The 26,008-nt window shown below is 42.9% G+C and carries 18 protein-coding genes; 14 read left to right on the top strand and 4 right to left on the bottom strand.

Annotation, left to right across the window (positions count from 1 at the left end):
* The first annotated feature begins 146 nt into the window (after positions 1 to 146).
* Genes K8P02_RS04100 through K8P02_RS04085 form a run of 4 tightly spaced genes read left to right on the top strand, consistent with a single transcriptional unit; the run spans position 147 to position 9,784 of the window.
* Complete coding sequence (locus K8P02_RS04100) at positions 147 to 5,753, top strand: alpha-2-macroglobulin family protein (RefSeq protein WP_025866880.1); 5,607 nt, start codon at positions 147 to 149, stop codon at positions 5,751 to 5,753.
* Between the two features lie 59 nt (positions 5,754 to 5,812).
* Positions 5,813 to 8,095: a penicillin-binding protein 1C gene (pbpC, locus tag K8P02_RS04095; RefSeq protein WP_223382383.1), complete on the top strand. Its 2,283-nt coding sequence runs from the start codon at positions 5,813 to 5,815 to the stop codon at positions 8,093 to 8,095.
* Between the two features lie 24 nt (positions 8,096 to 8,119).
* Positions 8,120 to 9,295: an MFS transporter gene (locus tag K8P02_RS04090; protein ID WP_002561856.1), complete on the top strand. Its 1,176-nt coding sequence runs from the start codon at positions 8,120 to 8,122 to the stop codon at positions 9,293 to 9,295.
* Between the two features lie 54 nt (positions 9,296 to 9,349).
* Positions 9,350 to 9,784: a hypothetical protein gene (locus K8P02_RS04085; RefSeq protein ID WP_002561857.1), complete on the top strand. Its 435-nt coding sequence runs from the start codon at positions 9,350 to 9,352 to the stop codon at positions 9,782 to 9,784.
* On the opposite strand, the gene K8P02_RS04080 is transcribed toward K8P02_RS04085, so the two are convergent.
* Positions 9,781 to 10,821 (bottom strand): sugar kinase, encoded by a 1,041-nt coding sequence (locus K8P02_RS04080; RefSeq protein ID WP_044158061.1) that lies wholly within the window; start codon positions 10,819 to 10,821, stop codon positions 9,781 to 9,783. The genes K8P02_RS04085 and K8P02_RS04080 overlap by 4 nt on opposite strands.
* Positions 10,822 to 10,978: 157 nt before the next feature.
* On the opposite strand from K8P02_RS04080, the gene K8P02_RS04075 reads away from it, so the two are divergent.
* From K8P02_RS04075 to K8P02_RS04060, 4 genes are all read left to right on the top strand, one after another.
* Entirely contained in the window at positions 10,979 to 11,851 is an 873-nt protein-coding gene (locus K8P02_RS04075) for a VIT1/CCC1 transporter family protein (protein WP_002561859.1), read from the top strand.
* A gap of 190 nt (positions 11,852 to 12,041) precedes the next feature.
* Positions 12,042 to 12,632 carry a DUF4251 domain-containing protein gene (locus tag K8P02_RS04070; protein WP_002561860.1) on the top strand — a complete coding sequence of 197 codons (591 nt, stop codon included), beginning with the start codon at positions 12,042 to 12,044 and terminating at the stop codon, positions 12,630 to 12,632.
* 394 nt (positions 12,633 to 13,026) lie between these two features.
* On the top strand, positions 13,027 to 14,586 hold the full coding sequence (locus K8P02_RS04065; RefSeq protein ID WP_025866882.1) for an ATP-binding protein: 1,560 nt from the start codon (positions 13,027 to 13,029) through the stop codon (positions 14,584 to 14,586).
* Positions 14,587 to 14,599: 13 nt separating this feature from the next.
* Complete coding sequence (locus K8P02_RS04060; protein ID WP_025866883.1) at positions 14,600 to 15,265, top strand: response regulator transcription factor; 666 nt, start codon at positions 14,600 to 14,602, stop codon at positions 15,263 to 15,265.
* Positions 15,266 to 15,328: 63 nt separating this feature from the next.
* Here K8P02_RS04060 and mnmA read toward each other — a convergent pair whose 3' ends face one another.
* Complete coding sequence (gene mnmA, locus K8P02_RS04055) at positions 15,329 to 16,396, bottom strand: tRNA 2-thiouridine(34) synthase MnmA (protein ID WP_025866884.1); 1,068 nt, start codon at positions 16,394 to 16,396, stop codon at positions 15,329 to 15,331.
* 123 nt (positions 16,397 to 16,519) lie between these two features.
* Between mnmA and K8P02_RS04050 the strand changes: the two genes are divergently transcribed.
* Entirely contained in the window at positions 16,520 to 17,935 is a 1,416-nt protein-coding gene (locus K8P02_RS04050; RefSeq protein ID WP_025866885.1) for a S41 family peptidase, read from the top strand.
* A 19-nt stretch (positions 17,936 to 17,954) separates the two neighbouring features.
* Positions 17,955 to 18,788: a DUF4595 domain-containing protein gene (locus tag K8P02_RS04045; RefSeq protein ID WP_025866886.1), complete on the top strand. Its 834-nt coding sequence runs from the start codon at positions 17,955 to 17,957 to the stop codon at positions 18,786 to 18,788.
* 339 nt (positions 18,789 to 19,127) lie between these two features.
* On the opposite strand, the gene K8P02_RS04040 is transcribed toward K8P02_RS04045, so the two are convergent.
* Together K8P02_RS04040 and K8P02_RS04035 are read right to left on the bottom strand one after the other, a co-directional pair.
* Positions 19,128 to 19,964 (bottom strand): alpha/beta hydrolase, encoded by an 837-nt coding sequence (locus K8P02_RS04040; protein ID WP_025866888.1) that lies wholly within the window; start codon positions 19,962 to 19,964, stop codon positions 19,128 to 19,130.
* Positions 19,965 to 19,994: 30 nt separating this feature from the next.
* On the bottom strand, positions 19,995 to 20,426 hold the full coding sequence (locus tag K8P02_RS04035; RefSeq protein ID WP_025866889.1) for a putative signal transducing protein: 432 nt from the start codon (positions 20,424 to 20,426) through the stop codon (positions 19,995 to 19,997).
* 109 nt (positions 20,427 to 20,535) lie between these two features.
* On the opposite strand from K8P02_RS04035, the gene K8P02_RS04030 reads away from it, so the two are divergent.
* From K8P02_RS04030 to K8P02_RS04015, 4 genes are all read left to right on the top strand, one after another.
* Positions 20,536 to 22,911, top strand: a complete 2,376-nt coding sequence (locus tag K8P02_RS04030; protein WP_223382042.1) for a TonB-dependent receptor — start codon at positions 20,536 to 20,538, stop codon at positions 22,909 to 22,911.
* A 43-nt stretch (positions 22,912 to 22,954) separates the two neighbouring features.
* A complete protein-coding gene (locus tag K8P02_RS04025) occupies positions 22,955 to 23,749 on the top strand; it encodes a M48 family metallopeptidase (protein ID WP_025866890.1) in 795 nt (264 codons plus the stop codon).
* 323 nt (positions 23,750 to 24,072) lie between these two features.
* Complete coding sequence (locus K8P02_RS04020) at positions 24,073 to 25,359, top strand: hemolysin family protein (protein WP_025866891.1); 1,287 nt, start codon at positions 24,073 to 24,075, stop codon at positions 25,357 to 25,359.
* Positions 25,360 to 25,400: 41 nt separating this feature from the next.
* Positions 25,401 to 25,877, top strand: a complete 477-nt coding sequence (locus K8P02_RS04015) for a copper resistance protein NlpE N-terminal domain-containing protein (RefSeq protein WP_025866892.1) — start codon at positions 25,401 to 25,403, stop codon at positions 25,875 to 25,877.
* Positions 25,878 to 26,008: the final 131 nt, after the last annotated feature.

Raw genomic sequence — 26,008 nt, 5'->3', positions numbered from 1 at the left:
TGGTCAATTGAACCTAAAATTGGTGCGATTGCCCTGATAAAAGATATCCCCCCCAATCAAAGACTGTTTTATTTTTTTAGATGAATCAATATAGTAAAAAGCATATTTTCATTATCTTTGGTCACTAAACTTTTAATACCTTTACCATGAAACGAACAACAATGATTCCAGCCGCGTATTCTGTTCTTCTGTTCATCATCATAAGCCTGAGCTCATGTGCAGGCAGTCAGAAAGAACTTGTTCCTTCTTCGGAATTTACACCTTATGTAAATGCCTATACAGGTGGGGTAATATCGCAATCCTCACCCATACGAATAGAACTGACCCAAGATCAGCCCGTAGTAGATTTAAATAACGAACTCAAAGAGAATCCATTCCGCTTTTCGCCTTCACTGAAAGGAAAAACATATTGGATAAGTAATAATACAATAGAATTCCTGCCCGAAGAAGGAGCGCTTAAACCAGGAACAATGTATGAGGCTTCGTTTCAACTGGGAGACTTTGTAAAAGTAGACAAACGTCTGAAAGAATTTAATTTCTCATTCCGGGTACAGGAAAAGGATTTCTCATTGGCAATGGAACCACTCGACATAACTGCCGCTACCCCCGAGTACGCTTCTGTTAAAGGAGAAATACGTTTCAGCGACAAGATTGACAACGTACAAGTAGAGAAAATGATCTCAGTTAATGGAAATGGTTCTTCAGATTATGCCATTTCTGTAGGAGGCACAGGAAATCCGATGCGATACAATTTCAACATCAACCGTATACCGAGGGCACAGGAAGATTACGATCTGAAAATAACATTGAACGGAAAAGTGGCAGGTATAGACCGGAAGATTGTTGAGAAGGTGACTATTCCGGCAAAAAATATCTTCCGCTTCATGTCTGCACAACGCATAGAGCAACCAGAGAACGGGATACAAATTTCGTTCTCCGATCCCGTATCTACCACACAGGACCTAAAGGGACTCATTGAAATCGCGGAACTCTCTTCGTATACATTTCAGGTAATCAATGACAAAGTAAACGTATACTTCGAGCCCAATCGTTCCAATAAACTCACACTGAGAATCTATGAAGGTATAAAAAATAGGAAAGGCAAAAAACTCGGCACCTCCCATTCTATCTCCTTCAGTCAACCCAGCCTGAAACCACAAGTGGAACTACGTACAGATGCTGCCATTTTGCCCGACTCCAAAAATCTGATTATCCCTTTCCGGGCTGTCAGCCTGCATGCTGTTGACTTGAATGTGATCCGTATATTTGAAAGCAATGTACTGATGTTTATGCAGACAAACACTCTTTCATCTTCCAACGAATTGAGACGGTCCGGACGGTTGGTCTATAAAAAGACACTACATCTGGATAAAGACCCGTCCAAAGACATCCGCAAATGGGAAGATTATTCTATTGACCTCTCCGGACTGATCAATCAGGAACCGGGAGCTATCTACCGGATCACCCTTTCATTCAAACAAGCCTATTCGGCCTATCCATGCGGAGAAGATGACAAAGAATTACAATTCTCCGAAAGTTCGGACCAGTTAACTAAACTATCCTCCGAACAACTGTCAGAAGAAGATGAAGCTGTGTGGGATACTCCGCAGACCTACTATTATTACAACGGTTCCGAAGGAATGGACTGGCGACAATATCGTTGGGAAGAGCGCGACAACCCCTGCCACATATCTTACTATATGGGAGCAGACCGAACAGCTGCATGTAATGTTCTGGCATCCAATCTTGGTATGATTGTAAAGCGAAACTCGGTCAACAAATTGTGGATTACTGTAAATAACATATTAGATACTACTCCGGTAGAGAAAGCTATAGTAACAGCTTACAATTTTCAGCTACAGCCAGTGGGTAAAGCCGAAACCGATAAAAACGGATTCACTGTCATTGAGACTAAAGGTGTTCCTTTCATCGTTGTAGCAGAAGCCGGAAAGCAAAAAGCATACGTACGGGTGGCAGACGGAGAAGAACAGTCAGTCAGTCGTTTTGACGTAGGCGGTAAAGATATACAGAAAGGATTAAAAGGATTTGTATATGGCGAAAGAGGCGTATGGCGTCCCGGCGATACACTACACATTTCGTTCATGCTTGAAGACCGTAACAACCGGATACCAGATAAACATCCCGTAGCATTGGAAATTTATAATCCGCGGGGACAATTCTACAATAAGTTAATCTCCACTAACGGAGTAAACGGGCTGTATACTTTCGCCGTACCAACAAGAGCAGAAGATCCTACCGGATTATGGAATGCTTACGTGAAAGTTGGAGGAACGGCCTTTCACAAGTCACTACGAATAGAAACGGTAAAGCCCAACCGACTGAAAATCAATCTACAGCTTCCGGGAGAGATACTCAAAGCCTCGGATGGAGAGATACGTACTACTTTGTCGTCAGCATGGCTAACAGGTGCCCAGGCTTCAAGACTGAAAACAAAAGTCGAAATGTCACTCTCCAAAGTCAATACGCAATTCAAGAATTACGGACAATATATATTCAATAATCCGGCAACAGAGTTCACCTCTTCACGCATGGACGTATTCAGCGGCATGCTGGATGCAAACGGCAATGCATCGTTCACTCTCAAACTACCCGAATCGGGAAATGCACCGGGTATGTTACAAGCCAATATTACTACCCGGGTATTCGAACCGGGCGGAGATGCCAGTATCAATACAACAAGTGTTCCGTTTTCTCCTTTCAATTCGTACGTAGGCATCAACCTCAATCAGCCTAAAGGTAAATATATCGAGACAGATAAGGATCATGTATTTGACATCGTCACCGTAAATCCGGAAGGAAAACCTGTAAATCGTTCGGGACTTGAATATAAGATTTACCGCATCAGTTGGAGTTGGTGGTGGGAAAGTTCCAGAGAATCGTTTGAGACTTATGTCAACAGTAGTTCTTATACCCCTGTGGCCAGCGGAAAGCTGAATACCATAAACGGAAAGAGCAGTTTCAGATTCCGCATCAACTATCCCGATTGGGGACGTTATCTGGTGTATGTAAAAGACACAGAAAGCGGACATGCTACCGGAGGTACAGTCTACGTAGACTGGCCCGAATGGCGCGGACGTTCCAGTAAGACTGATCCGAGCGGCGTCAAAATGTTGGCTTTCTCTCTCGATAAAGAATCTTACGAACCAGGTGAAACGGTAACTGCCATTATCCCTGCCTCAGCAGGAGGCAGAGCACTTATCGCTCTGGAAAACGGTTCAGAGGTATTACAACGTGAATGGTTGGATGTATCTGGTAAAGAAGACACCAAATATCAGTTCAAAGTGACCCCGGAAATGGCACCTAATGTCTATCTGCACATCAGCCTGCTGCAACCACATGCACAAACTGTAAATGATTTACCCATCCGTATGTACGGAGTAATGCCGGTATTTGTGACTAATAAAGAAACTGTACTCCAACCCCAAATTCAGATGCCCGACGTACTTCGTCCCGAAACGGAATTCAATGTGACAGTAAGCGAAAAGACAGGTAAACCAATGACGTATACACTGGCTATCGTAGACGATGGATTACTTGACCTTACCAAGTTCAAAACACCTGATCCGTGGAACGAATTTTATGCACGAGAAGCATTAGGCATTCGTACATGGGACATGTATGACGATGTGTTGGGAGCCTATACAGGTAGTTACAGTTCACTGTTCAGTACCGGAGGTGATGAAACATTAAAACCGGCGGATACCAAAGCAAACCGTTTCAAACCGGTAGTACGTTTTATCGGTCCGTTCAGCATTGGCAAGGGTAAAAGCCAGACACACCGAATCACGCTTCCAATGTACGTAGGTTCAGTACGTACCATGGTGGTGGCAGGAGAAAACGGAGCATACGGACGGGCAGAAAAGACAACTCCGGTACGTACCCCACTCATGATTCTTTCAACATTACCCCGCGTGCTCAGTACACAAGAGGAGATATCACTCCCGGTCAATGTATTTGCCATGGAGAAAGAAGTGAAGAATGTAAAAGTATCCGTTTCAGCATCGGGTGGTGCACAAATCAGCGGTGCCTCCCAACAATCGGTTTCATTCGTAAAACCGGGTGACCAGTTAGTTTTCTTCAAACTAAAGACTGGTAGCAAATCCGGTAAAGCAACCCTTCGCATAACAGCCGAAGGAGCCGGGAAGAAAGTCTCGGAAACAATTGAGATAGAGGTGCGTAACCCTAATCCGGCGGTAACACTGCGTGAAAGTAAATGGATAGAAAACGGGCAAAGTTGTGAACTATCTTATAGGCTAGGCAGTCGTTCACCGGAAAACAGTGTCAAGCTGGAAATATCCCGTATCCCATCGGTAGATATCAGCCGTAGATTCGACTTCTTGTACAACTACCAGCACTACTGTACAGAACAGCTAACTTCCAAGGCTCTCCCACTCCTGTTTATCAGTCAGTTCAAAGCAGTAGACGAAACCGAATCTCAAAAAACAAAGGCAAATGTACAGGAAGCAATCAAACAACTGTATGCCCGTCAGTTACCCAACGGAGGATTTATTTACTGGCCGGGGAGTGCTTCTGCCAACGAATGGATAACCTCCTACGCCGGAATGTTCCTGGTAATGGCACAGGAAAAAGGATATGCCGTAAATGCCAATGTACTCAATAAGTGGAAGCGCTTCCAACGTTCGGCTGCACAAAACTGGCGTACACCTCAACAGGATACCGGATATTACTGGCAATCAGATTTGCAACAAGCGTTCAGACTATACACACTGGCATTGGCAGGAGCACCGGAACACGGGGCCATGAACCGCCTGAAGGAGATGGAGCAAACTCTCTCTTTACAAGCTAAATGGAGACTGGCGGCAGCATACGCCTTAAACGGAAAAATGAAAGCTGCTAATGAGTTGGTATTTAATGCCAAGACTACAGTAGAGCCTTATTCCTCTTCTGCAGGAAGCTATGTATACGGATCTTATGACCGCGATGAATCTATGATACTGGAAACGTTGCTATTAATGGGACGTGAACGGGAAGCGTTTGCACAGGCACAACGAGTATCACAAAGTTTATCCCGTGAAGAGTGGTTCAGTACCCAATCCACTGCATTTGCTCTAATGGCAATGGGCAGACTGGCCGAAAAACTATCAGGCACACTTGACTTTTCGTGGACACTGCATGGCAAACAACAACCCGCTGTAAAATCTGCCAAAGCCGTGTTTGAGAAAACACTTGCCACTGCTCCTGGTGGAGGTGAAGTTACAGTGAAAAATAATGGAAAAGGAGCATTAAATGTAGATCTTATCACCCGGACACAATTACTGAATGATACTTTACCTGCAATAGCAAATAATTTACGTCTGGATGTGAGATATACTGATATGAACGGTACGGCTATCTCCATTAATCCGATCAAACAAGGTACAGACTTTATGGCAGTAGTTACGGTAGCCAACATCAGTGGAACTTCCGACTACAACGACCTGGCACTGACACATATCATACCATCGGGTTGGGAGATATATAATGAACGTATGATAGACCATCCGGAACAAGCCACAAGTACTGATACGAACAACAGTTATACCTATCGGGATATCCGCGATGACCGTGTACTTACCTATTTCAATCTGAAACGGGGACAGTCTAAAACCTTCACCATACGATTGCAGGCAACCTATGCAGGAACCTTCATATTACCTGCTATCCAGTGTGAAGCAATGTACGATTCCGGAGCACAGACAAGGACTCAGGCCGGAAAAGTAGTAGTTGAATAAAGAGGGGAAGAGAAGGGAGAATGGAGAGGGAAGAAGGAAAGAGAAGGAAGAAGGGTAAAATGATAGGGGGAGGGATCATTACCCTCCTGTTAATAGGGTATATCTTTTGCCTTCCCCGGCAACTATTCCATGTCCCCTACTCTACCGTTGTGACCGACCGGAATAATGAGCTTCTCGGGGCACGTATTGCCCCGGACGGCCAATGGCGTTTTCCTCCCCGTACTACGACTCCGGCAAAGATACAAGCCTGCTTCATTGAATTTGAAGATAACCATTTTTTTCACCATTGGGGAGTTAACCCAGTGTCAATAGGAAGAGCAGCTTATCAGAATCTAAAAGCCGGACGAGTTATCAGTGGAGGTAGTACAATTACGATGCAGACCATCCGTCTGGCTCGCAACAATCCTCGTACCTTCAGCGAGAAATTTATCGAAATGATATGGGCTACCCGGTTAGAGTTCCGTTATTCAAAAGAGAAGATACTCTCTTTATATGTTTCCCACGCTCCGTTTGGAGGAAATGTAGTAGGATTGGATGCCGCTGCGTGGCGTTATTTTGGCCATTCGGCAGACGATCTGTCATGGGCAGAAGCAGCTATGCTCGCCGTACTTCCCAATTCTCCTGCCATGATTCATCTTTCCAAAAGCCGGCAGGCATTGCTCGATAAACGTAACCGCCTCCTCACACGGTTACACACAAAAGGAGTGCTGGATGATTCAAGCTACGAACTTGCCCTCAGCGAGCCATTGCCCCAAGAGCCCAAACCACTACCACAGATTGCTCCGCATCTCACTGACTACTTCTACCAAACGAGAAACGGCAACTATTCTGTAAGTACCATCGACCGGGGAATACAGCTGCAGATAGAAGAACTGATAGAACGTTGGAATGGTGAGTTCTCCCGTAGTGATATCCGCAACATAGCCATACTGGTCATTGATGTTCAGAAGAATCAGCCCATAGCTTATTGCGGTAATGTACATTTCAATAAAACAAACAGCGGCAATCAGGTAGACATCATCCGTTCCCCCCGCAGTACGGGAAGCATTCTCAAACCTTTTCTTTATTACGCTATGTTACAGGAAGGCAGTATACTCCCACATACTTTATTGCCTGATATCCCGATTAACATCAATGGTTTCGCTCCACAGAATTTCAGCCAGCAGTTCGAAGGAGCCGTCCCTGCCTCCGAAGCACTGGCACGTTCACTCAACATCCCTACCGTAACAATGTTGCAACGTTACGGCGTCCCTAAATTTTACAACTTCCTGAAACAAACGGGAATCAGTACTCTCACCCGTCCTGCTTCCCATTATGGGCTTTCCCTTATTTTAGGAGGTGCCGAGGGCACTTTGTGGGATATCACCTGTGCCTATACAGACATGGCACGCTGCCTGAAAGGATTAGATAAAACAGACTGCTCTTTATTACTTTCCGACTCCGCCCACAATGCCTTGTCTGTTGTCCCAACCTCATCCTTTTCTCCCTGTACCGTATGGCAGACTTTTGACGCCATAAAAGAAGTAAACCGACCGGAAGAGATTGATTGGCGTACTATTCCTTCCATGCAGACTATCGCCTGGAAAACGGGAACCAGCTATGGTTTTCGCGATGCATGGGCAGTAGGAGTCACCCCTCGCTATGCCGTAGGTGTATGGGTGGGTAATGCTACCGGAGAAGGTAAACCGGGACTTGTCGGGGCACGCACTGCAGGGCCGGTCATGTTCGACGTATTTAATCTGTTACCATCGTCCCCCTGGTTCGTCAGACCTTCTGAAGGATTTGTAGACGCAGAGGTTTGTCACCTGTCCGGACATCTGAAAGGACGCTTCTGTGAAGAAACAGACACCATACTGATACTTCCTGCCGGACTCAAAACCGAAGCATGTCCCTATCACCACCGAATCAACCTATCGGCAGACGGAACGCAACGTATCTACGAAAGCTGTATCAATACAGAGGCTGCCATTCAAAAGAATTGGTTCACCCTACCTCCTGTCTGGGAATGGTATTACAAACAACGCCACCCGGAATACAAAACTCTGCCTCCCTTCAAGCCCGGATGCGGGGAAGATATTCTCCGTCCGATGCAGTTTGTCTATCCTACCATGAATGCCCGCATATTTCTACCCAGACAAATGGACGGGAGCAAAAGCCAGCTGACTTTTGAACTGGTGCATAGCGTTCCCAAAGCTACCGTATATTGGCATTTAGACAATAACTACCTGGCCGAGACACAGGATTTTCACAAGATATCCCTACTCCCCTCGTCAGGAAAACACACAATGACGGCAGTAGACAATGAAGGAAATACAGTTTCGGTGACTTTCTTTGTAGAGTAGGTTCAATTCTCTATCTTTGCGCCCATGAAACAGACTTTAAAAGAAAACGGAGGATTACCGGCATCCATACTTTGGACGTTGGCAATTGTTGCCGGTATATCAGTAGCCAATCTTTACTACAACCAGCCTTTACTGAACATGATACGCCACGACATGGGTGTATCAGAGTTTAAGACAAACCTGATCTCTATGATTACACAGATCGGATATGCACTGGGGCTTTTATTTATCATCCCGTTAGGCGACCTGTATCAACGAAAGAAAATCATCATTATTAACTTTGCGATACTGATTGTTTCGCTATTGACTATTGCGCTGGCACCGAACATACATGTTATATTAATAGCCTCCCTTTTTACGGGTATTTGTTCAGTAATACCACAGATATTCATCCCGATAGCTTCGCAATTCTCCAGACCAGAGAATAAAGGGCGAAACGTAGGTCTTGTTGTTTCAGGCTTGCTGACCGGTATTCTCGCTTCCCGGGTAATCAGTGGGTTCATCGGCGAGATCTTCGGGTGGAGGGAAATGTACCACATAGCCGCTGCCCTGATGCTGATATGTGGAATTGTAGTTGTTAAAGTACTGCCAGATATAAAACCCACATTCAAAGGGAAATACAGTGAATTAATGAAATCACTGTTTCTGTTACTGAAAGAATACCCACAGCTACGAATCTACTCCATACGGGCAGCATTGGCATTTGGCTCTTTTCTGGCCATGTGGTCATGCCTGGCATTCAAAATGGGGCAAGCTCCCTTCCACGCCGGAAGCAATGTTATCGGTATGTTAGGACTCTGTGGAATAGCCGGAGCATTATCAGCATCACTGGTAGGTAAATACGTAAAAAGAGTGGGCGTCCGCCGATTCAACTTTATCGGTTGTGGATTGATACTTTTTGCATGGTTTCTGCTCTTTGCAGGAGAAAACACCTATCTGGGCATCGTAGCAGGTATTATTATTATCGATATTGGTATGCAGTGCATTCAATTGAGCAACCAGACCAGTATCTTTGAGCTTTGTCCTAATGCTTCCAATCGCATCAATACTATTTTCATGACTACTTACTTTGTTGGCGGTTCAATGGGGACTTTTCTGGCAGGTACTTTTTGGCAGGCATTTGGTTGGTATGGAGTTATAGGTACGGGTGTTTTGTTGACCAGTTGTTCATTATTTATCACTTTTTTCTCACGTAAGTGAACCTAAATGGTAGTTCTATTTGTTGTTTAATGCATCAATCTATAAATTTAATGTATGAAATACGGAGTCAACAGACAAGTTTTACTGATTACTGCCGGTATCGTATGGATAGTGGCAGGGGCAAATATACTGCGAATAGGAATCGTGACATGGCTTAATGATTCTCAATACTGGCTGTTCAAAATGGGTGAAGCCACAGTAGTGTTCCTTCTATTCTTCATTCTTATATTCAGAAGACTATACTATAAACATACCGAACGCATCACCCAAAAGAAACAGGAAAAGAATTGTCCCTTCTCTTTTTTCGATGTAAAGAGCTGGATTGTCATGATTTTCATGATTTCATTAGGCATCAGCATACGAAGTCTGCACCTGTTACCCACCAGTTTCATATCCGTATTTTATACCGGATTGTCATTGGCTCTGATCGCAACCGGAGCACTCTTTATCCGTTACTGGTGGCAAAGGCGCCATCTACTCCGAAGTTAACGCTGTACCCTGCCGGAAGAGTCACCATTCATCAGTGCTTCTACTTCGGCAACTGTTGCCAAGTTGAAGTCTCCATAGAAAGTATTTTTCAGACAGGAAGCTGCCAACGCAAAATCCAATGCTTTCTGATCGTCATCGGGATAAGTGAGCAGACCATAGATGAGTCCGCCAACAAAAGCATCTCCCGTACCTACACGATCTACTTCGTGAGTAATATCATAAATCCCCGTATGCTTTAACGATCCATCGGAATAAAGCACAGCGGCAAGCAGGTTGTGATTGGCAGATAAAGAATTGCGTAGCTCAAGAAACATCTTCCTGCAACGGGGAACCAGTTTTGCTACTTGCTTTCCGACCTCTTCAAAACCTTCAAGATTGAGTCGATAATCTGTGTTTACAGCCTTAAAACCTACGGGAGCAATACCTAATATCTCTTTATATTCAGGTTCCGCACCAAATATCACATCACTATACTGTACCAGCGGTTTCATCACATCAGCTGCCGTACGTCCATATTTCCACAGGTTCTTCCGGTAATTCAAGTCACAGGAGATCGTTAGTCCCATCCGGTCTGCCATCTGAAGAGCTTCCAGGCAAGTATCGGCACCGTCCTGTGACAAAGCAGCGGCTACTCCCGACCAATGAAACCATCCGGCATCAGCAAAAATAGTCTCCCAGTCTATCATACCCGGGCGAAGGGTAGAGAAAGAAGAACCCGACCGATCATATACTACTTTTGAGTTACGAAAAGAAGCCCCGTTTTCAAGAAAATAAATTCCCATACGATCGCCGCCATAAATAATACCATCCGTACGGAGTCCATGTGAACGAAGATCACTGATACAGGCACGGGCTATATCATTATCGGGCAAACGGGTTACAAATTCGGTCGGTATCCCAAAGTTGGCAAGAGAAACCGCTACATTCGTTTCACTGCCACCAAAGGTAGCTACATAGTCACGGGATTGTGAGAAACGCAGATTGCCGGGAGTGGTAAGACGCAAAAGTACCTCTCCAAAAGTTACTATCTTCTTCATGATATCAATAATTTCAATTAATGATCAAATGTACTATCAAAAATCCAACAGAGCGCAAATTTTTAATAAATTTTATTGCTATACTAACAGATAGAGAATACATTTAGTCTATTTGTAGTACCTTTGCCCGAAAGCTAAAATATAGAAATAAAATAACATGAATTTAACCTCAAAAGATCTCGAGAAGTTTATTCGTTTCCAGCGAAATGAGTATACTGAAAGTATTGTGTACGACCGACTGGCTTCTATTGAAAAAAACACATCCAACAGCAAGGTACTACGCTTGATCTCCGCCGAAGAGAAAGCCCATTACTATACACTCAAAAAGTATACGAATACCGAAGTGAAGCCCAACCGCTGGCGTATTGCCAAATACTACTGGTTAGCGCGCATCCTGGGTATCACATTTGCCATTAAACTTATGGAATCCAGCGAAAACAGTGCCCATCAGGACTATGCCCGGTATACGGAATGTGAGGATTTGCAGCGTTTGTCATGCGAAGAAGAGATACACGAAGAAAAGCTCATCGGGTTGATAAACGAAGAACGGTTGGAGTATATGGGTTCTGTGGTACTGGGACTAAATGATGCTTTGGTAGAGTTTACCGGAGCATTAGCAGGTTTCACTCTGGCACTGAGTGACCATAAACTGATAGCACTGACAGGAAGTATTACCGGTATTGCTGCTGCACTGTCTATGGCATCATCGGAATACCTGTCTACCAAATCGGAAGGTGATAAGAGCAAACATCCGGCAAAGGCAGCCATTTACACAGGTATTGCCTATATCATTACGGTAGTTGCACTGGTAGCTCCTTTCATTTTAATCAGCAATGTACTGATAGCATTGGGAGTAATGTTGGCTATGGCACTTATTATTATAGCATTGTTCAATTATTACTACTCGGTGGCACGTGGTGAAAGTTTCCGAAAACGTTTTATGGAAATGGCCGTACTCAGTTTCAGTGTGGCCGGAATAAGCTTTCTTATAGGGTATGCCCTGAAAACATTCACAGGTATTGATGTGTGAATTAATCAGGAGTCAAGTGGCAAGGTTATCCACTTCTTAACTACTAATGAAGTGATAACCACTAAACTACTTGCCCCTGATAGACAAACTTAACTACTTCATAAAATTGTGAAACGTTCATGAACAATCTTTGCTATATGTTGTTTTTGCAATAACGAACAACGTTATTAAACCTAAACAAAAAAAAGTTATGAAAAAGTTTATTGCATTATTAGCATTAGTATTGGTAAGTGCATCTACCATGATGTATGCACAGGAATCAGAAAGAGCCGTACGTCGCGCCGATCGTAAAGCACAAAGAGACGCAGAAAGAGCAAGACTGAAAGCAGAAGAACAAGTAGCCGACGCAGTAGCTTATCAGCAGGCTGTACAAGCACTGAAAAACAAACAGTTCGTGCTCGAAGCCGATCAGGTGATCTTCCGTAACGGACAGAGTGCTTTTGTATCAACGACTACAAACTTTGTGATGATGAATGGTCAGAAATCTACTGTACAGGTTGCTTTCAATACTCCATACCCCGGTCCTAACGGAATTGGTGGTGTAACAGTAGACGGTAACGCATCGGATATGAAAATTACAACGGACAAAAAGGGTAATGTTAACTGTTCATTTAGTGTACAGGGTATCGGAATTTCAGCTCAGATATTCATTTCACTGACCAATGGAGGTAATAATGCCACTGTTACTGTAAACCCGAACTTCAACAACAATACAATTACACTGAGCGGTAATATTGTACCATTGGATCAGTCAGACGTATTCAAAGGACGTTCCTGGTAAAAAGATGATGTAACATAAAGTTATAGAGTCATAATATTATAGGGTGATAATGGATCGTTTCTATTTATCACCCTATTCTGTTTTATTAAAATCTGTGTAATTTAAGCTATCTGTATTCATTAAATGAAGAGAGATTGCAAAAGTGTACAATCATATTATGCATAAGTGTACAACCTTGCACTACAAGAATGTACACTTTAGTTATACAAGAGCGTACACTTTTATAAGCATTGATTATCAACACATTACCTTAATCCATTTACTATTTACAAACACAGATTATCAATAAACCAATTTTGTATGCTTACTATTGTATTTTAAATTTAGCCCAAGCAGGAAATGGTTTATGGAAATAATGAGTATCTTTGAATGGTCAATAAATAAAAAAATAACTATGAACAGTGCATTGCGTAAACTCCCTATCGGGATACAGACTTTTGAAGATATTCGTAGAGATGATTACCTATATGTAGATAAGACTGCTTTTGTGTGGAGAATAGCAAATACAGGAAAGCCCTATTTTCTGAGCCGCCCCCGCCGCTTTGGTAAAAGCTTGTTGCTTTCTACCTTTGAGTCTTACTTCAAAGGGAAAAAGGAATTGTTTGAAGGGCTTGCTATTGAACAAATAGAGACAGAATGGAAACAATACCCGGTACTTCATCTGGACTTAAATGCCAAGAAATATGAAACGCCCGACGATTTAGTTGCTATACTCAACCAACATTTGGAGAAATGGGAATGTATGTATGGCAATGAGAAAAAAGATCGTAGCCCCGAAGAACGATTTGGCTATGTCATTAGCCGTGCCAGTGAGCAAGCGGGATGCGGTGTAGTGGTACTCGTAGACGAATATGACAAGCCTTTGCTACAAGCACTGAACAATATGTCTTTGCTGGATAATTACCGCCAGACGCTAAAAGCCTTTTATGGTGTACTTAAAAGTTACGACCGCTATTTGCGTTTTGTTTTCCTCACCGGAGTGACGAAGTTTGCACAAGTAAGTGTATTCAGTGACCTGAACCAACTAAATGATATTAGCATGAAGCCTCAGTATGCTACAGTATGTGGCATTACTAAGCAAGAACTGATCGATACTTTTACTCCGGAACTCCAGAAACTGGCAGAAACGAATCAACTAACTCCGGAAGAGACGCTTCATAAGATGAAAGCTTTGTATGACGGCTATCATTTCTGCGAGTTTACAGAAGGAGTATTCAACCCTTTTAGTGTTCTCAACGTTTTTGACGGATATAAATTCAGTAATTACTGGTTTCAGACAGGTACTCCTACCTTCCTTGTGGAACTGCTACAGAAGAGCGAGTACGATCTGCGTACATTGATTGACGGAGTAGAAGCCTCTGCCTCTTCATTTACGGAATACAGAGTAGATGCCAATAACCCTATTCCATTGATATACCAAAGCGGCTATCTGACGATAAAAGACTATGATAATCGTTTTAGTAACTACCTGTTGGAATTTCCAAATGATGAAGTACGATATAGTTTTTTAGATTTTCTAATACCTTATTATACATCAGTGGTAGATGATGAACGCGGTTTTTACGTAGGTAAGTTTGTTCGGGAATTGGAAACTGGTGATTATAACTCCTTCCTCACCCGACTGCAAGCCTTCTTTGCTGATTTCCCTTATGAATTGAACGATAAAACCGAACGTCATTACCAAGTAGTGTTCTATCTTGTCTTTAAACTAATGGGACAGTTTACTGACGTTGAAGTACGCAGTGCACGCGGACGGGCAGACGCTGTAGTAAAAACTCCCAAATACATCTATGTTTTTGAATTCAAACTCAATGGCACAGCCGAAGAAGCCTTACAGCAAATAGAGGATAGAGGATATCTGATTCCATACCAGACAGATGGACGTGAACTGATAAAAATAGGTGTAGAGTTTAGTGCTACTGAAAGAAATATCAGCCGATGGTTACCCTTATAAAAAGGAATATAGTATGAGAGAGTATATCATTGCAGACAATCAGGACATTACCAAAGCAGGAATGATGTTTCTGCTCAGCAAGCAGAAAGATATATCTCTGCTGCTGACAGCAGATAATAAAGCAGAATTAATCAGAGAATTACGCCTGCATCCGCAGGCCGTAGTGATTTTGGATTATACCTTGTTTGATTTTGCCGGAGCAGATGAATTGATTGTACTGCGCGAGCGCTTCAAAGAAGTAGATTGGCTATTGCTCTCTGATGAATTAAGTATCGATTTCCTTCGTCAGATACTATTTAGCAGCATGGCATTCGGTGTGGTAATGAAGGATAATTCCAAAGAAGAAATACTAACCGCCCTGCAATGTGCTTCGCGCAAAGAACGTTTCATTTGCAATCATGTCAGCAACCTGTTGCTTTCGGGGAATAGCCAATATACCTCTTCCGGTACTCACACGCAGGAAGATCATCTGCTGACAACTACAGAAAAAAACATCCTTAAAGAAATAGCGTCAGGTAAAACGACCAAAGAGATTGCAACCGAAAAGAATCTGAGTTTTCATACTATCAATAGTCACCGTAAAAATATATTCCGGAAGCTCGGCGTAAACAATGTACACGAAGCTACCAAATATGCGATGCGGGCGGGAATTGTGGACTTGGCGGAATACTATATTTAATTAGTTGAAAATTGAAAGTTAACTGCGCCGCTATCACGCTGCATAGTAACTTTCAATTTTCAATTAAATAATCTCTCCACTCCCAATACATATACCGGCCGATTCATCATACACAACTCCAAATTGTCCGGGAGCAATACCTTGTAGCTTTTCGGAGGAGAGGATACGATAACGATCCTCTTCCCTGAAAATCTTTCCTTTGATAAACTCCGGAGTATGGCGTATTTTGAAAGTAATATCCACTCCTTGGGCATCTCTCTCCCACCATGGATTATCGGTTATAAAATGAAAATCACCTAAAGAAAACTCTTCACCAAATTGTGTCTCCACTCCATAGCCATGAGACACATAAACAATGTTATCCTGTATATCTTTCTTTATCACAAACCAAGGACCTCCGCTCAAGCCCAGCCCCTTGCGTTGCCCGATGGTATGAAACCAATACCCCCGGTGAGTACCAATCTTTTTACCTGTTTCCAATTCTATAACAGCCCCCTCCTTCTCTCCGAGAAAGCGACGCACAAAATCATTGTAATCTATCTTTCCCAAAAAGCAAATACCCTGACTGTCTTTTCGGCGGGCACTGGGAAGCCCGGCTTTCAGAGCTATCTCCCGAACTTCATTTTTCATCAGATGCCCAATGGGAAACATCAGCTTAGACACTTGCAGATAGTCTATTTGTGCAAGAAAGTCGGTCTGGTCTTTTACCGGATCTTTGGCTGTACCAAGCCAGGTTTTGCCATCCTTTTGCAAGGTAGTGGCGTAATGCCCGGTAGCGGTAAAATCAAAATCTTTGCCTACGCGCTGCTCAAAGCACCCAAACTTAATCAGTTTATTGCACATCACATCCGGATTCGGGGTCTGTCCTTTCTTTATTTTATCAATGGCATAGGCTGCCACATTATCCCAATACTCTCGATGCAGGTCTACTATTTCGAAGGGCAAACCATACTTACGGGCAGTGGCAGTGGCAAGTTCAATATCTTCCTCGGCAGAACAATCCATATATTCTGCACCGTCCATGCCTATCTTAATATAAAAAAGAGCCGGTTTGTAACCTTGCTCACAAAGAAGGTGTACAACGACCGAACTGTCTACACCGCCGGATAATAAAGCTGCTATATTATTCATATGTGCAAAGATAGGGATGAAAACATTTACAGGCTATCACACATTAAAGGCATTTTTATACCACAAATGTGGTAGATAAGCGAAGTATTTCCTACATTTGCAACTCTTAAAGATGATAAAGATATGAAGATAAGAAACATACTGCTCACTCCTACCCTGTTCATAGTAATGGCTTCTGCCCTGTTCTCGTGCGGAGAAGACCGCTGGCCGGAATATGCGGCAGAAACAGAACTGGATACCTGGATAGACAGCGTGATGCGCCAGGAGTATCTTTGGTACGAAGAAATGCCAACAGTGACTCCCAACAAATACTTCCTTGCCCCTGCGCAATTCTTAAAGGAATTAATTTATACCACTCTCGATAAGAATTATTCCTACATAGATACATTGTACAAAGTGGAATTACCCAATTATGGATTTGACTATACATTGATAAAGGATTCAAAAGTAGATACGCTCTACAACGCATTAGTTACAAATGTGCTTCCTGGATCTCCGGCTGCAGATGCCAAACTGCAACGTGGTGAATGGATTATAAAAGTAGACGATAAACGCATCACCAAAAAGAATGAGACCCAGCTCCTGCAATCGGGTAATGCCTTAAAACTTACTCTGGGCAAGTATGAATTGCAAAAAGACAGCGAGACTAAAAAAGATAAAGGAGTAGTGGTAGAAACCGAAGCCATAAACATGGGAGCCGAACGAATGGTAGAAGACGATCCGATTCCTGTCTACAGAATAATGACCAGCGCTACAGGGGTAACAGTAGGCTATATGGCGTACAATCACTTCACAGCAGGCACTGCTACTGAGAAAGAGAAATACAATGATAAACTTCGCGAGATATCTCACGTATTTGCCAGTGCAGGGGTAACCAAAGTAGTGCTCGACCTGCGTTATAATACCGGAGGTTCATTGGAATGTGCCCAGCTACTGGCTTCTTTACTGGCTCCCAAGAAGGCAATAGGCCACATCTTTGCCGAATTAAAGCATAACGACAAACAATCCTACAAAGACTTTAGCCTGCTTTTCGACCCGGACTTAATAGGCAGTGGCGTAAATATGAATATCGAAGGAGGATACATACTGACCAGTAGCACTACTACCGGAGTTGCTGGAACATTCTATGACTGTTTGTATCCGGTTGCCGATTGGGAGATTCTCGGCACAGCCTTACCTTCTACGGGAGTAGCAACAGAAAGTTTTATTAATCCGAAGCATGGTTGGTCATTGAATCCGGTAGTATGTGATGTTTATAATATTGCCGGAGAATCTCATGGTGGAGTTAGTTTCCCGGCTAAGTATACTGTGGATGAAACTTCCCTAACGAATCTGGTCACTTTTTTGCCTTTAGGAGATAAAGAAGAGACATTATTCAGTATGGCCCTTGGCATTATTGACGGCACATATCCACCCAAAGAAGAAGAGAAACCGAAACCGGACGAAGGAACAACGGAAGAAAAACCCGAAACCCGTACGCTTAAACATGTATATCACTCACAAGGCTACAGAGTAAAAGGAGGAATAAAACTAAAATAAAATCAGAACCCAATAATCCATGAAACAAACACGACTCTACTTGTCTATATTGCTTCTCCTATCTTTAGTAGCTGCCTGCAATAAAGACGAAGAAGAGACTGAAAACAGAACAAAACTTCTCACTGTAACGGAAACCACTGGCAGTGGTTCAGAAGAAGTAACCACGAAACAAGAATTTGCCTTTAGCAACGAACTCTTGCAGAAACACATTACCACACAAACCTATACAGACTTGTGGTTGGAAGCAAAATACACACATACTGTAACTACACAACTCAGTTATGAATCAGGAAAAGTAATAATTACGGATGAAGCAGGAAACGAATCAACCTATATTATGGATGATAAAGGACGTGCAACGAGCTGTACCCGTAACGAACCGGGGGGAAATATCCGTACCTATACCTTTAGCTATTCTACCTCAGAATACGGGATTCTCACTGGAATTAAAGAGAACATCAACGGAAAACCCTATTCTGAGATTGCAATTACTTTCCTACAGGAGGGAACAATGAGTATCTTAGAAAGTGCAAACAATTATCAGAATACATTTACCGCCAGTACTAATAGTGCTTATCCCGGTATATCCAATACAATGAGCCGACTTCCCTGGTTGTTTCTGGCAGAACGTTATCCGCTATCTCTTCACACAGAAGCTTTATATGCCAATATTCTCGGAGCACCTCTTCCTATACTTCCGGGACGTTTGGACATAGAGGGTAGTGACGAAATCACAACGTACAGCTATAGTGCAGATAAGAATGGATACATTATTGACTGTACAGCAAGAACAAGCGTATCATCTGGTCGTAGTTGGAGCCGCTACGTTCAATACGCATATACGTCTTATTAGAATTCTTGCCAAGAGCAGATTTATTGATTATTAACTAAAAAGCAGCTATTTCTCAACAAAACACCTGTTGCGTTGCAACACAATAGCATTTGCATCATAACATAGTATGAAATGCATCGTAACATACCGGGAAATGGAGCGTTTCATGCCGAGAAAACTCACCAAAACACCGAGGAAACTTCCGTTAACTACCCTGTTTACAGGGCTTCTATAGCCTATATAAAAAAATAAAGGAGAAAACGGCTGCTTCCTCCTTTATATGTAATCTAACTGAATCTACTTTATGATTACGCTTACAAAGATAACACATTGCAAAGCAAAAACCAAGCTTTTCAGCCATTATTTCTTCCCTGCCGGTAGTTGTTTCTTAAAGAATTTACTAAAGAAGAGAATCTGATAATCAATAGAGTTATTCCAGTATTGCCCGTTGTGTCCTCCCGGACGAGTGATAAAATCATGATCAATCTTCAGTTCCAACAGACGCTTGTGCAGATTCTTATTCACATCTAAAAAGAAATCGGCTTCTCCGCAATCTATTATCATTGCCAAATCACCGTTCTGTAGTTTGTCTACCTGATTGATAACCGTATGTTGATCCCACACCTCCTTATTCGTCTCCATTTCACCCAATTGTTCGGGCATCATCCAATTCTTTGGAAAGGGTCGGATGTCTACTCCGCCACTGGTACTTCCGGCAGCACCAAATACATCGGTGTGGCGGATTGCATTCCAAAGCGCACCGTGTCCACCCATACTAAGTCCGGTAATGGCCCGCCCACGAGGTGCGGCTACCGTTTTGTAATGCCCGTCTATATACTTGATCAGTTCTGAGGAGATAAATGTTTCATAACGAACGTCTTTATTCTTCGGACTGTCCCAATACCAAGTGTTCTTACCATCAGGGCAAACGAAAATAATTCCTTTTTCATCGGCAATCTGCGGAAGCTCCGGTTTCGTATCAATCCATGTCTTGGCATTGCCACCAAAACCATGAAGGAGATAAACCACCGGACACGCTGCGGCCTTCTTCCCCAAAGCAACGTCTGGTGTGACTACCACTACTTGTACCTCCTTATTCATAGAAGGACTTTGCACCATCACTGTGTCTACCTGTGCTGCATAAAACGGAAGTGCCAGTAACAACAGACAGGCAAACAATAAACTTTTTCTTTTCATCGTATTAAAATTTCTATATTTAAATGGAAGTTATGATTCCTCATCTTGTTTATACGTAGCCGAAACAGGTCTCTCAAAAAAGGCTTTACACTGCCTGCATTCATACGTCCAATGATTGTCTCCGGGAGGAGTGGCGGCCAGTAAAGACAAAACAACAGCACAAGCCGCTTTCACATATCCATCCTTTCGTAACTTAAATGTAATATCCGCCGAACCGCAAAACGGACAATATTTCAACTCCTCAGGAAGACTCTGATTGTCACGCAACACCTGAAGAGCATGATCATAATCTTCTTCATTGACAAATATATCCACACCGGAGATGTTGCTCACATAGCTCTTCAGTAATGACGAAAAGTTTTCATTATGCAACAACGAATCTATTCCTTCGTTCTCCAGAGCTCCCTGCAAGATATGTGCTTGCATGGCATCATTGCATGTGATTAACCGAACTGTCTTCATAATTATACCCAACTTTAATAAGAGGAAACAAAAATACCGGATAAAAACAAAAAGCGAACTATTTTTTATATAATTTTGCATTTAAATCAGAAAAAACAAACCCGGGCTAATGAAAAAACGATACCTCTTTATCTTGTTCTGTTTCTGCCTTCTCGCTACAGTAACAGCACAGCCGGTTCATCAAATCAAGGGAACGGTCTTTGATAAAACCAGTCGGAAACCGTTGGAGTTTATCAATGTATTAATTACAGGAACAAGTATGGGAGGCACAACAGATTCCATCGGGCATTTCATCATCGAAGATGTCCCTCCCGGTATTTATCGCTTGCAGGCATCCGCCGTAGGATATAAAACCACACTAACTTCCGAATATATCCTTTCTACAAGAAACCTCAACATTGATATAGAGATGGAAGAAAACCCGACCGAGCTGGAGGGCGTTACTATTACCGCCTCTCCCTTCCGGCGTGACATGGAGAGTCCCGTAGGACTACGTATTATCGGGTTGCAGGAAATAGAGAAAAGCCCGGGAGCCAATCGTGACATCTCGCGTGTAGTGCAGTCGTATCCGGGCGTAGCCTTCTCGCCTGCCGGATACCGTAACGATCTCATCGTACGGGGTGGTTCGCCTTCGGAAAACCGTTTCTATCTGGATGGAGTTGAGATACCGAATATCAATCATTTCAGCACACAAGGTGCCTCGGGTGGTCCTGTAGGCATTATCAATGCCGATTTTATCAGAGAAGTAAATTTCTATACGGGAGCTTTCCCTGCCGACCGGGGCAATTCACTCAGTTCGGTGCTCGACTTCAAACTCCGCGACGGAGATATGGAACGGAACTCTCTGAAAGCTACCCTCGGTGCTTCGGAAGTATCGCTTGCCTCCAACGGACATCTGGGTAATAAGACTTCTTATCTGGTTTCCGTTCGTCAGTCCTATCTGCAATTCTTATTCGATATGTTAGGATTGCCTCTCCTCCCAACTTTTACAGATGCACAGTTTAAACTGAAAACCCGCTTTGATGAACACAATGAGCTGACAGTGCTGGGCCTTGCCGGCATTGACAACATGAAACTCAACACCAGTCTGGAGGGTGAGAAAGCAGAATATATACTAAGCTATCTCCCCAAAATACAGCAGGAAACATTTACTTTGGGAGCCGTCTATCGCCACTATGCAGGAGCACACGTACAGTCAGTGGTTATCAGTCACAACTATTTGAACAACCGTAATACCAAATATCTCCACAATGACGAATCCACAGAAGAGAATCTTACCCTTCGGCTCCGTTCTGTAGAGCAGGAAACAAAATTAAGATTGGAAAACAATTCTACTTTCGGAGCATGGAAAGTGAATCTGGGTCTGAATCTGGATTACAGTCAGTACACCAATACCAGTTTTCAACGTGTCTACATTCAGAAAGGAGAAACATTCGACTATCACACGGCACTGGGGCTTCTACGTTGGGGCATATTCGGAACAATGAGTTATGCATCACCGGACGAACGATTCACCGCATCGCTTGGCGTACGCACGGATGCCAATAATTATTCGTCACGGATGAATAAACTTTCCGAGCAGTTTTCCCCCCGCTTGTCTCTCTCCTACCGCCTTATAGACGGGTTGTATGCCAGTGGTAGCGCCGGATTATACTATCAGTTGCCTCCTTACACCGGACTCGGATTCAAAGATAACAGCGGAGAATTGATAAACGAACGGCTCCGCTATATGAGCGTCAGTCAGGGAAGCCTGGGACTTAGCTGGCAGACAAGCAGTAATTTCGAACTATCCGCCGAAGGATTCTATAAAGAATACGACCGCATCCCTTACTCCCTGGCAGACGGCATCCCACTGGCCTGTAAAGGTAATGATTATGGAGTGATAGGCAACGAAGAACTCACCTCTACCGCACAGGGCCGCTCATATGGTGTAGAAGTATTATTGAGGTGGCTTATTGCCAAAAAGTTAAATTTAGCATCCTCCTTCACACTTTTCAAGAGCGAGTATCGGAACAATAAAGAAAGTGAATACATTGCCTCAGCATGGGACAACCGCTACATTTTCAATCTGAGCGGAACGTACAACTTCCCACACCACTGGAGCGTTGGAATGAAAGCAAGCTGCATCGGAGGTGCCCCCTATACCCCCTATGATACAGATAAATCTTCTTTAGTCACTGCATGGAATGTACAAGGCAGGCCCTACTATGATTACAGTAAATATAACACAGGTCGTTTGCCCGCCTTCGGACAGATAGATGTACGGGTAGATAAAACGTTCTACCTCAAACGCTGTATGCTGGGTTTCTACATTGATCTGCAAAATGTAACAAAAAGTACTTTCAAACAACCGGATATATATATGAGTACCGGAGTCGTTGAAAACCCGTCGGCACCCATAGCCGAACAACGTTACAAAATGAAATATATCGAGCAAAAAAGTGGTACACTGATGCCTACACTTGGCATTACATTTGAATATTAACACGAAAATCAACTATATTATTAATCAAAAACCAGAAAGTTATATGAGAAAAAGATTTGTATTAATGGCTGCACTGATCTGTGGAGTAAGTTTTAGTGCTTCGGCTCAGTTTAAGATCGGAGGAAAGAAAATCAATGTAGGCAAAGTTGTACAGGCAGGAGCCGATGCAGCAAAAGCCATCACCCTGTCTGATGCTGACGTAGCTGCTATGAGCAAAGAATATATGCAATGGATGGATACCCACAATCCACTGACTGCACCGGAGAGTGAATACGGCAAAAGACTGGAAAAACTGGTAGGCAATATAAAAGAGGTAGACGGACTGAAAGTAAATTTCGGTGTTTATGAAGTAATAGATGTAAATGCATTTGCCTGTGGTGACGGTAGCGTACGTATCTGTGCCGGATTGATGGACCTGATGACAGATGATGAAGTAATGTCTGTAATTGGCCATGAAATAGGACACGTCATCCACACTGACTCAAAAGATGCTATGAAAAACGCCTATTTACGTTCGGCAGCTAAGAATGCTGCGGGTGCCGCCAGTGAAACGGTAGCCAAAATGACAGATTCTGATTTGGGTGCACTCGCCGAATCATTGGCAGGAGCACAATTCTCACAAAAACAGGAGAATGAAGCTGATGATTATGGTTTTGAGTTCTGCATCAAAAACAACATTGATCCGTATGCCATGCACAATGCTTTGAGCAAGTTACTCAAACTGTCGGAAGATGCGCCTAAGTCGTCTAAATTCCGCCAGTTATTCTCTTCACATCCCGAAACAGAGAAACGAGTGGCACGTATGAAGGCTAAAGCTGATGAATATACAAAGAAATAAAAGTAAGTAATCGTTCTAAATTATATGATATTATTATTGAAACGCAGATTATCGCAGATTCACGCAAAGAATATCATCGCTCAAGTATAGCGCAGCCATTTAATCTGCGAAAATTTGCGATCATTTGCGTTTCAATAAAACGCTGTCATAGTATGAACTAAATTTGAAATACTACTTAAAAAGAGTAGTCGTAAAGGCTACTCTTTCTGTTTAATTAGACGGATCTCTCCGTAAAAGTTAAATATTCATTAATATACATTCCATATCTAAACTTATTCAATAGATTCTTGTAATTTTCGGGACGGAAATCATTCATATATTATATGGAATTTATAATTATTATTCTTTTACTTCTCTTAAATGGCGTCTTCGCCATGTACGAAATCGCCTTAGTATCTTCAAGTAAAGCACGTCTCGAAACCCTTGCCGGAAAAGGAAACAAATCTGCACGCGGAGTTTTGAAACAATTGGAAGAACCTGAAAAGTTCCTTTCTACTATTCAGATCGGCATTACATTAATCGGTATTATATCCGGTGCCTTCGGCGGTGTAGCCATCGCCGATGACGTAACCCCGCTCTTCGCTATGATCCCGGGAGCAGAACTCTATGCCAAAAACCTGGCAATGATTGCTACCGTAGCCGTCATCACTTATCTTTCATTAATTGTCGGTGAGCTGGTACCCAAATCTATCGCTTTGAGTAATCCGGAACGATATGCAACGATGCTAAGCCCCATCATGATTTTACTCACCAAAGTCTCTTACCCCTTTGTGTGGCTACTGAGTATTTCAACCCGCCTTCTCAATAAGCTCATCGGACTGAAAAGCGAAGAACGCATGATGACACAAGAAGAACTTAAAATGATTCTTCACCAAAGCTCCGAACAGGGTGTGATTGATAAAGATGAAACGGAAATGTTGAAAGATGTGTTCCGCTTCTCAGACAAACGGGCCAATGAACTAATGACGCATCGCCGTGACATCGTTGTATTGTCCGCCAACGAAGCAAAAGAAGAGGTATTGCGCATTATTGACAATGAGCATTTCAGCAAATACCTGCTGGTCAATGAAAATAAGGATGACATCATAGGCGTTGTTTCAGTAAAAGACATCATACTGATGATAGGAAGTCATCAGGAGTTCGACCTGTGTAAAATAGCCCGTCCGGCCCTGTTCATTCCCGAAAGTTTGTATGCCAAAAAAGTTTTAGAGCTATTCAAGAAGAACAAAAACAAGTTTGCAGTTGTTGTTAACGAGTATGGCAGCACAGAGGGTATTATAACCCTGCACGACCTCACCGAAAGTATCTTTGGAGACATTCTCGAAGAAGATGATACCGAAGAAGAAGAGATTGTGTGGCGACAGGATGGTTCTATGCTGGTAGAAGCCTCGATGAATATTGGTGATTTCATGGAAGAAATGAGTATCCTCTCTTATGACGATATAGATTCGGAAGACTTCACCACATTGGGTGGACTGGCAATGTTTCTCATTGGCCGCATCCCGAAAGCGGGAGATACCTTTACTTACAAAAATCTGTTGTTTGAAGTAGTAGATATGGACCGCGGACGAGTTGATAAGTTGCTTGTCATACAAAAAGAAGAAGAGTAATTAAGCAACTCACTTTTTATATTAACTTAAAGCACTTAACAATGAAAAAAGTAATTATGTTGGCAGCCGTCGTAGCTGCTCTGGCATCATGCCAATCAAAAGCAAACAAAGCCGCAGAGGCTGAAGCAGACAGTCTTGCCATTGAGACAATGTCACCCACAGTAGAAGCAACCCAAGTTTATGAAGGTACCCTTCCTGCTGCTGACGGTCCGGGTATTCGCTACGTATTAACTCTGAATATGCTTGCCGATGCAAATGATACTACCTACACACTGGATATGACTTATCTGGATGCAGAAGGCCAGGGCAAAGACAAAACATTCAGTTCAAAAGGTAAGCCACAGATGATTCAGAAAACGGTTAAAAACAAAAAGAAAGCCGCTCTGAAACTAACCCCAAATGACGGTAGCGAACCTGTGTACTTCGTCATAGCCAATGATACGACTCTGACATTATCAAACGATAGCTTGCAAGAAGCTGTCAGCGACTTGAACTATGACATCGTAAGAGTGAAATAAAAGAAAGAAACCAATGAAAGAAAGGCTCTATGGGTATATACTCATGGAGCCTTATTTTTACCTAAAGAAGGCAATCGGCTCCCGATCGTTAAATTATGAATAAGTTGTATTAAAGTCAAGAAAGTATGAAT

Source organism: Bacteroides nordii (assembly GCF_019930665.1).
Lineage (GTDB): Bacteria > Bacteroidota > Bacteroidia > Bacteroidales > Bacteroidaceae > Bacteroides > Bacteroides nordii.
This window is presented reverse-complemented; position numbering and strand designations above follow the sequence as displayed.

What these genes read in the sequence shown, in the direction of transcription:
- K8P02_RS04100 (WP_025866880.1), top strand. Translation starts at nt 147, where the DNA reads ATGAAACGAACAACAATGATTCCAGCCGCGTATTCTGTTCTTCTGTTC.
- pbpC (WP_223382383.1), top strand. Translation starts at nt 5,813, where the DNA reads ATGATAGGGGGAGGGATCATTACCCTCCTGTTAATAGGGTATATCTTT.
- K8P02_RS04090 (WP_002561856.1), top strand. Translation starts at nt 8,120, where the DNA reads ATGAAACAGACTTTAAAAGAAAACGGAGGATTACCGGCATCCATACTT.
- K8P02_RS04085 (WP_002561857.1), top strand. Translation starts at nt 9,350, where the DNA reads ATGAAATACGGAGTCAACAGACAAGTTTTACTGATTACTGCCGGTATC.
- K8P02_RS04080 (WP_044158061.1), bottom strand. Translation starts at nt 10,821, where the DNA reads ATGAAGAAGATAGTAACTTTTGGAGAGGTACTTTTGCGTCTTACCACT.
- K8P02_RS04075 (WP_002561859.1), top strand. Translation starts at nt 10,979, where the DNA reads ATGAATTTAACCTCAAAAGATCTCGAGAAGTTTATTCGTTTCCAGCGA.
- K8P02_RS04070 (WP_002561860.1), top strand. Translation starts at nt 12,042, where the DNA reads ATGAAAAAGTTTATTGCATTATTAGCATTAGTATTGGTAAGTGCATCT.
- K8P02_RS04065 (WP_025866882.1), top strand. Translation starts at nt 13,027, where the DNA reads ATGAACAGTGCATTGCGTAAACTCCCTATCGGGATACAGACTTTTGAA.
- K8P02_RS04060 (WP_025866883.1), top strand. Translation starts at nt 14,600, where the DNA reads ATGAGAGAGTATATCATTGCAGACAATCAGGACATTACCAAAGCAGGA.
- mnmA (WP_025866884.1), bottom strand. Translation starts at nt 16,396, where the DNA reads ATGAATAATATAGCAGCTTTATTATCCGGCGGTGTAGACAGTTCGGTC.
- K8P02_RS04050 (WP_025866885.1), top strand. Translation starts at nt 16,520, where the DNA reads ATGAAGATAAGAAACATACTGCTCACTCCTACCCTGTTCATAGTAATG.
- K8P02_RS04045 (WP_025866886.1), top strand. Translation starts at nt 17,955, where the DNA reads ATGAAACAAACACGACTCTACTTGTCTATATTGCTTCTCCTATCTTTA.
- K8P02_RS04040 (WP_025866888.1), bottom strand. Translation starts at nt 19,964, where the DNA reads ATGAAAAGAAAAAGTTTATTGTTTGCCTGTCTGTTGTTACTGGCACTT.
- K8P02_RS04035 (WP_025866889.1), bottom strand. Translation starts at nt 20,426, where the DNA reads ATGAAGACAGTTCGGTTAATCACATGCAATGATGCCATGCAAGCACAT.
- K8P02_RS04030 (WP_223382042.1), top strand. Translation starts at nt 20,536, where the DNA reads ATGAAAAAACGATACCTCTTTATCTTGTTCTGTTTCTGCCTTCTCGCT.
- K8P02_RS04025 (WP_025866890.1), top strand. Translation starts at nt 22,955, where the DNA reads ATGAGAAAAAGATTTGTATTAATGGCTGCACTGATCTGTGGAGTAAGT.
- K8P02_RS04020 (WP_025866891.1), top strand. Translation starts at nt 24,073, where the DNA reads ATGGAATTTATAATTATTATTCTTTTACTTCTCTTAAATGGCGTCTTC.
- K8P02_RS04015 (WP_025866892.1), top strand. Translation starts at nt 25,401, where the DNA reads ATGAAAAAAGTAATTATGTTGGCAGCCGTCGTAGCTGCTCTGGCATCA.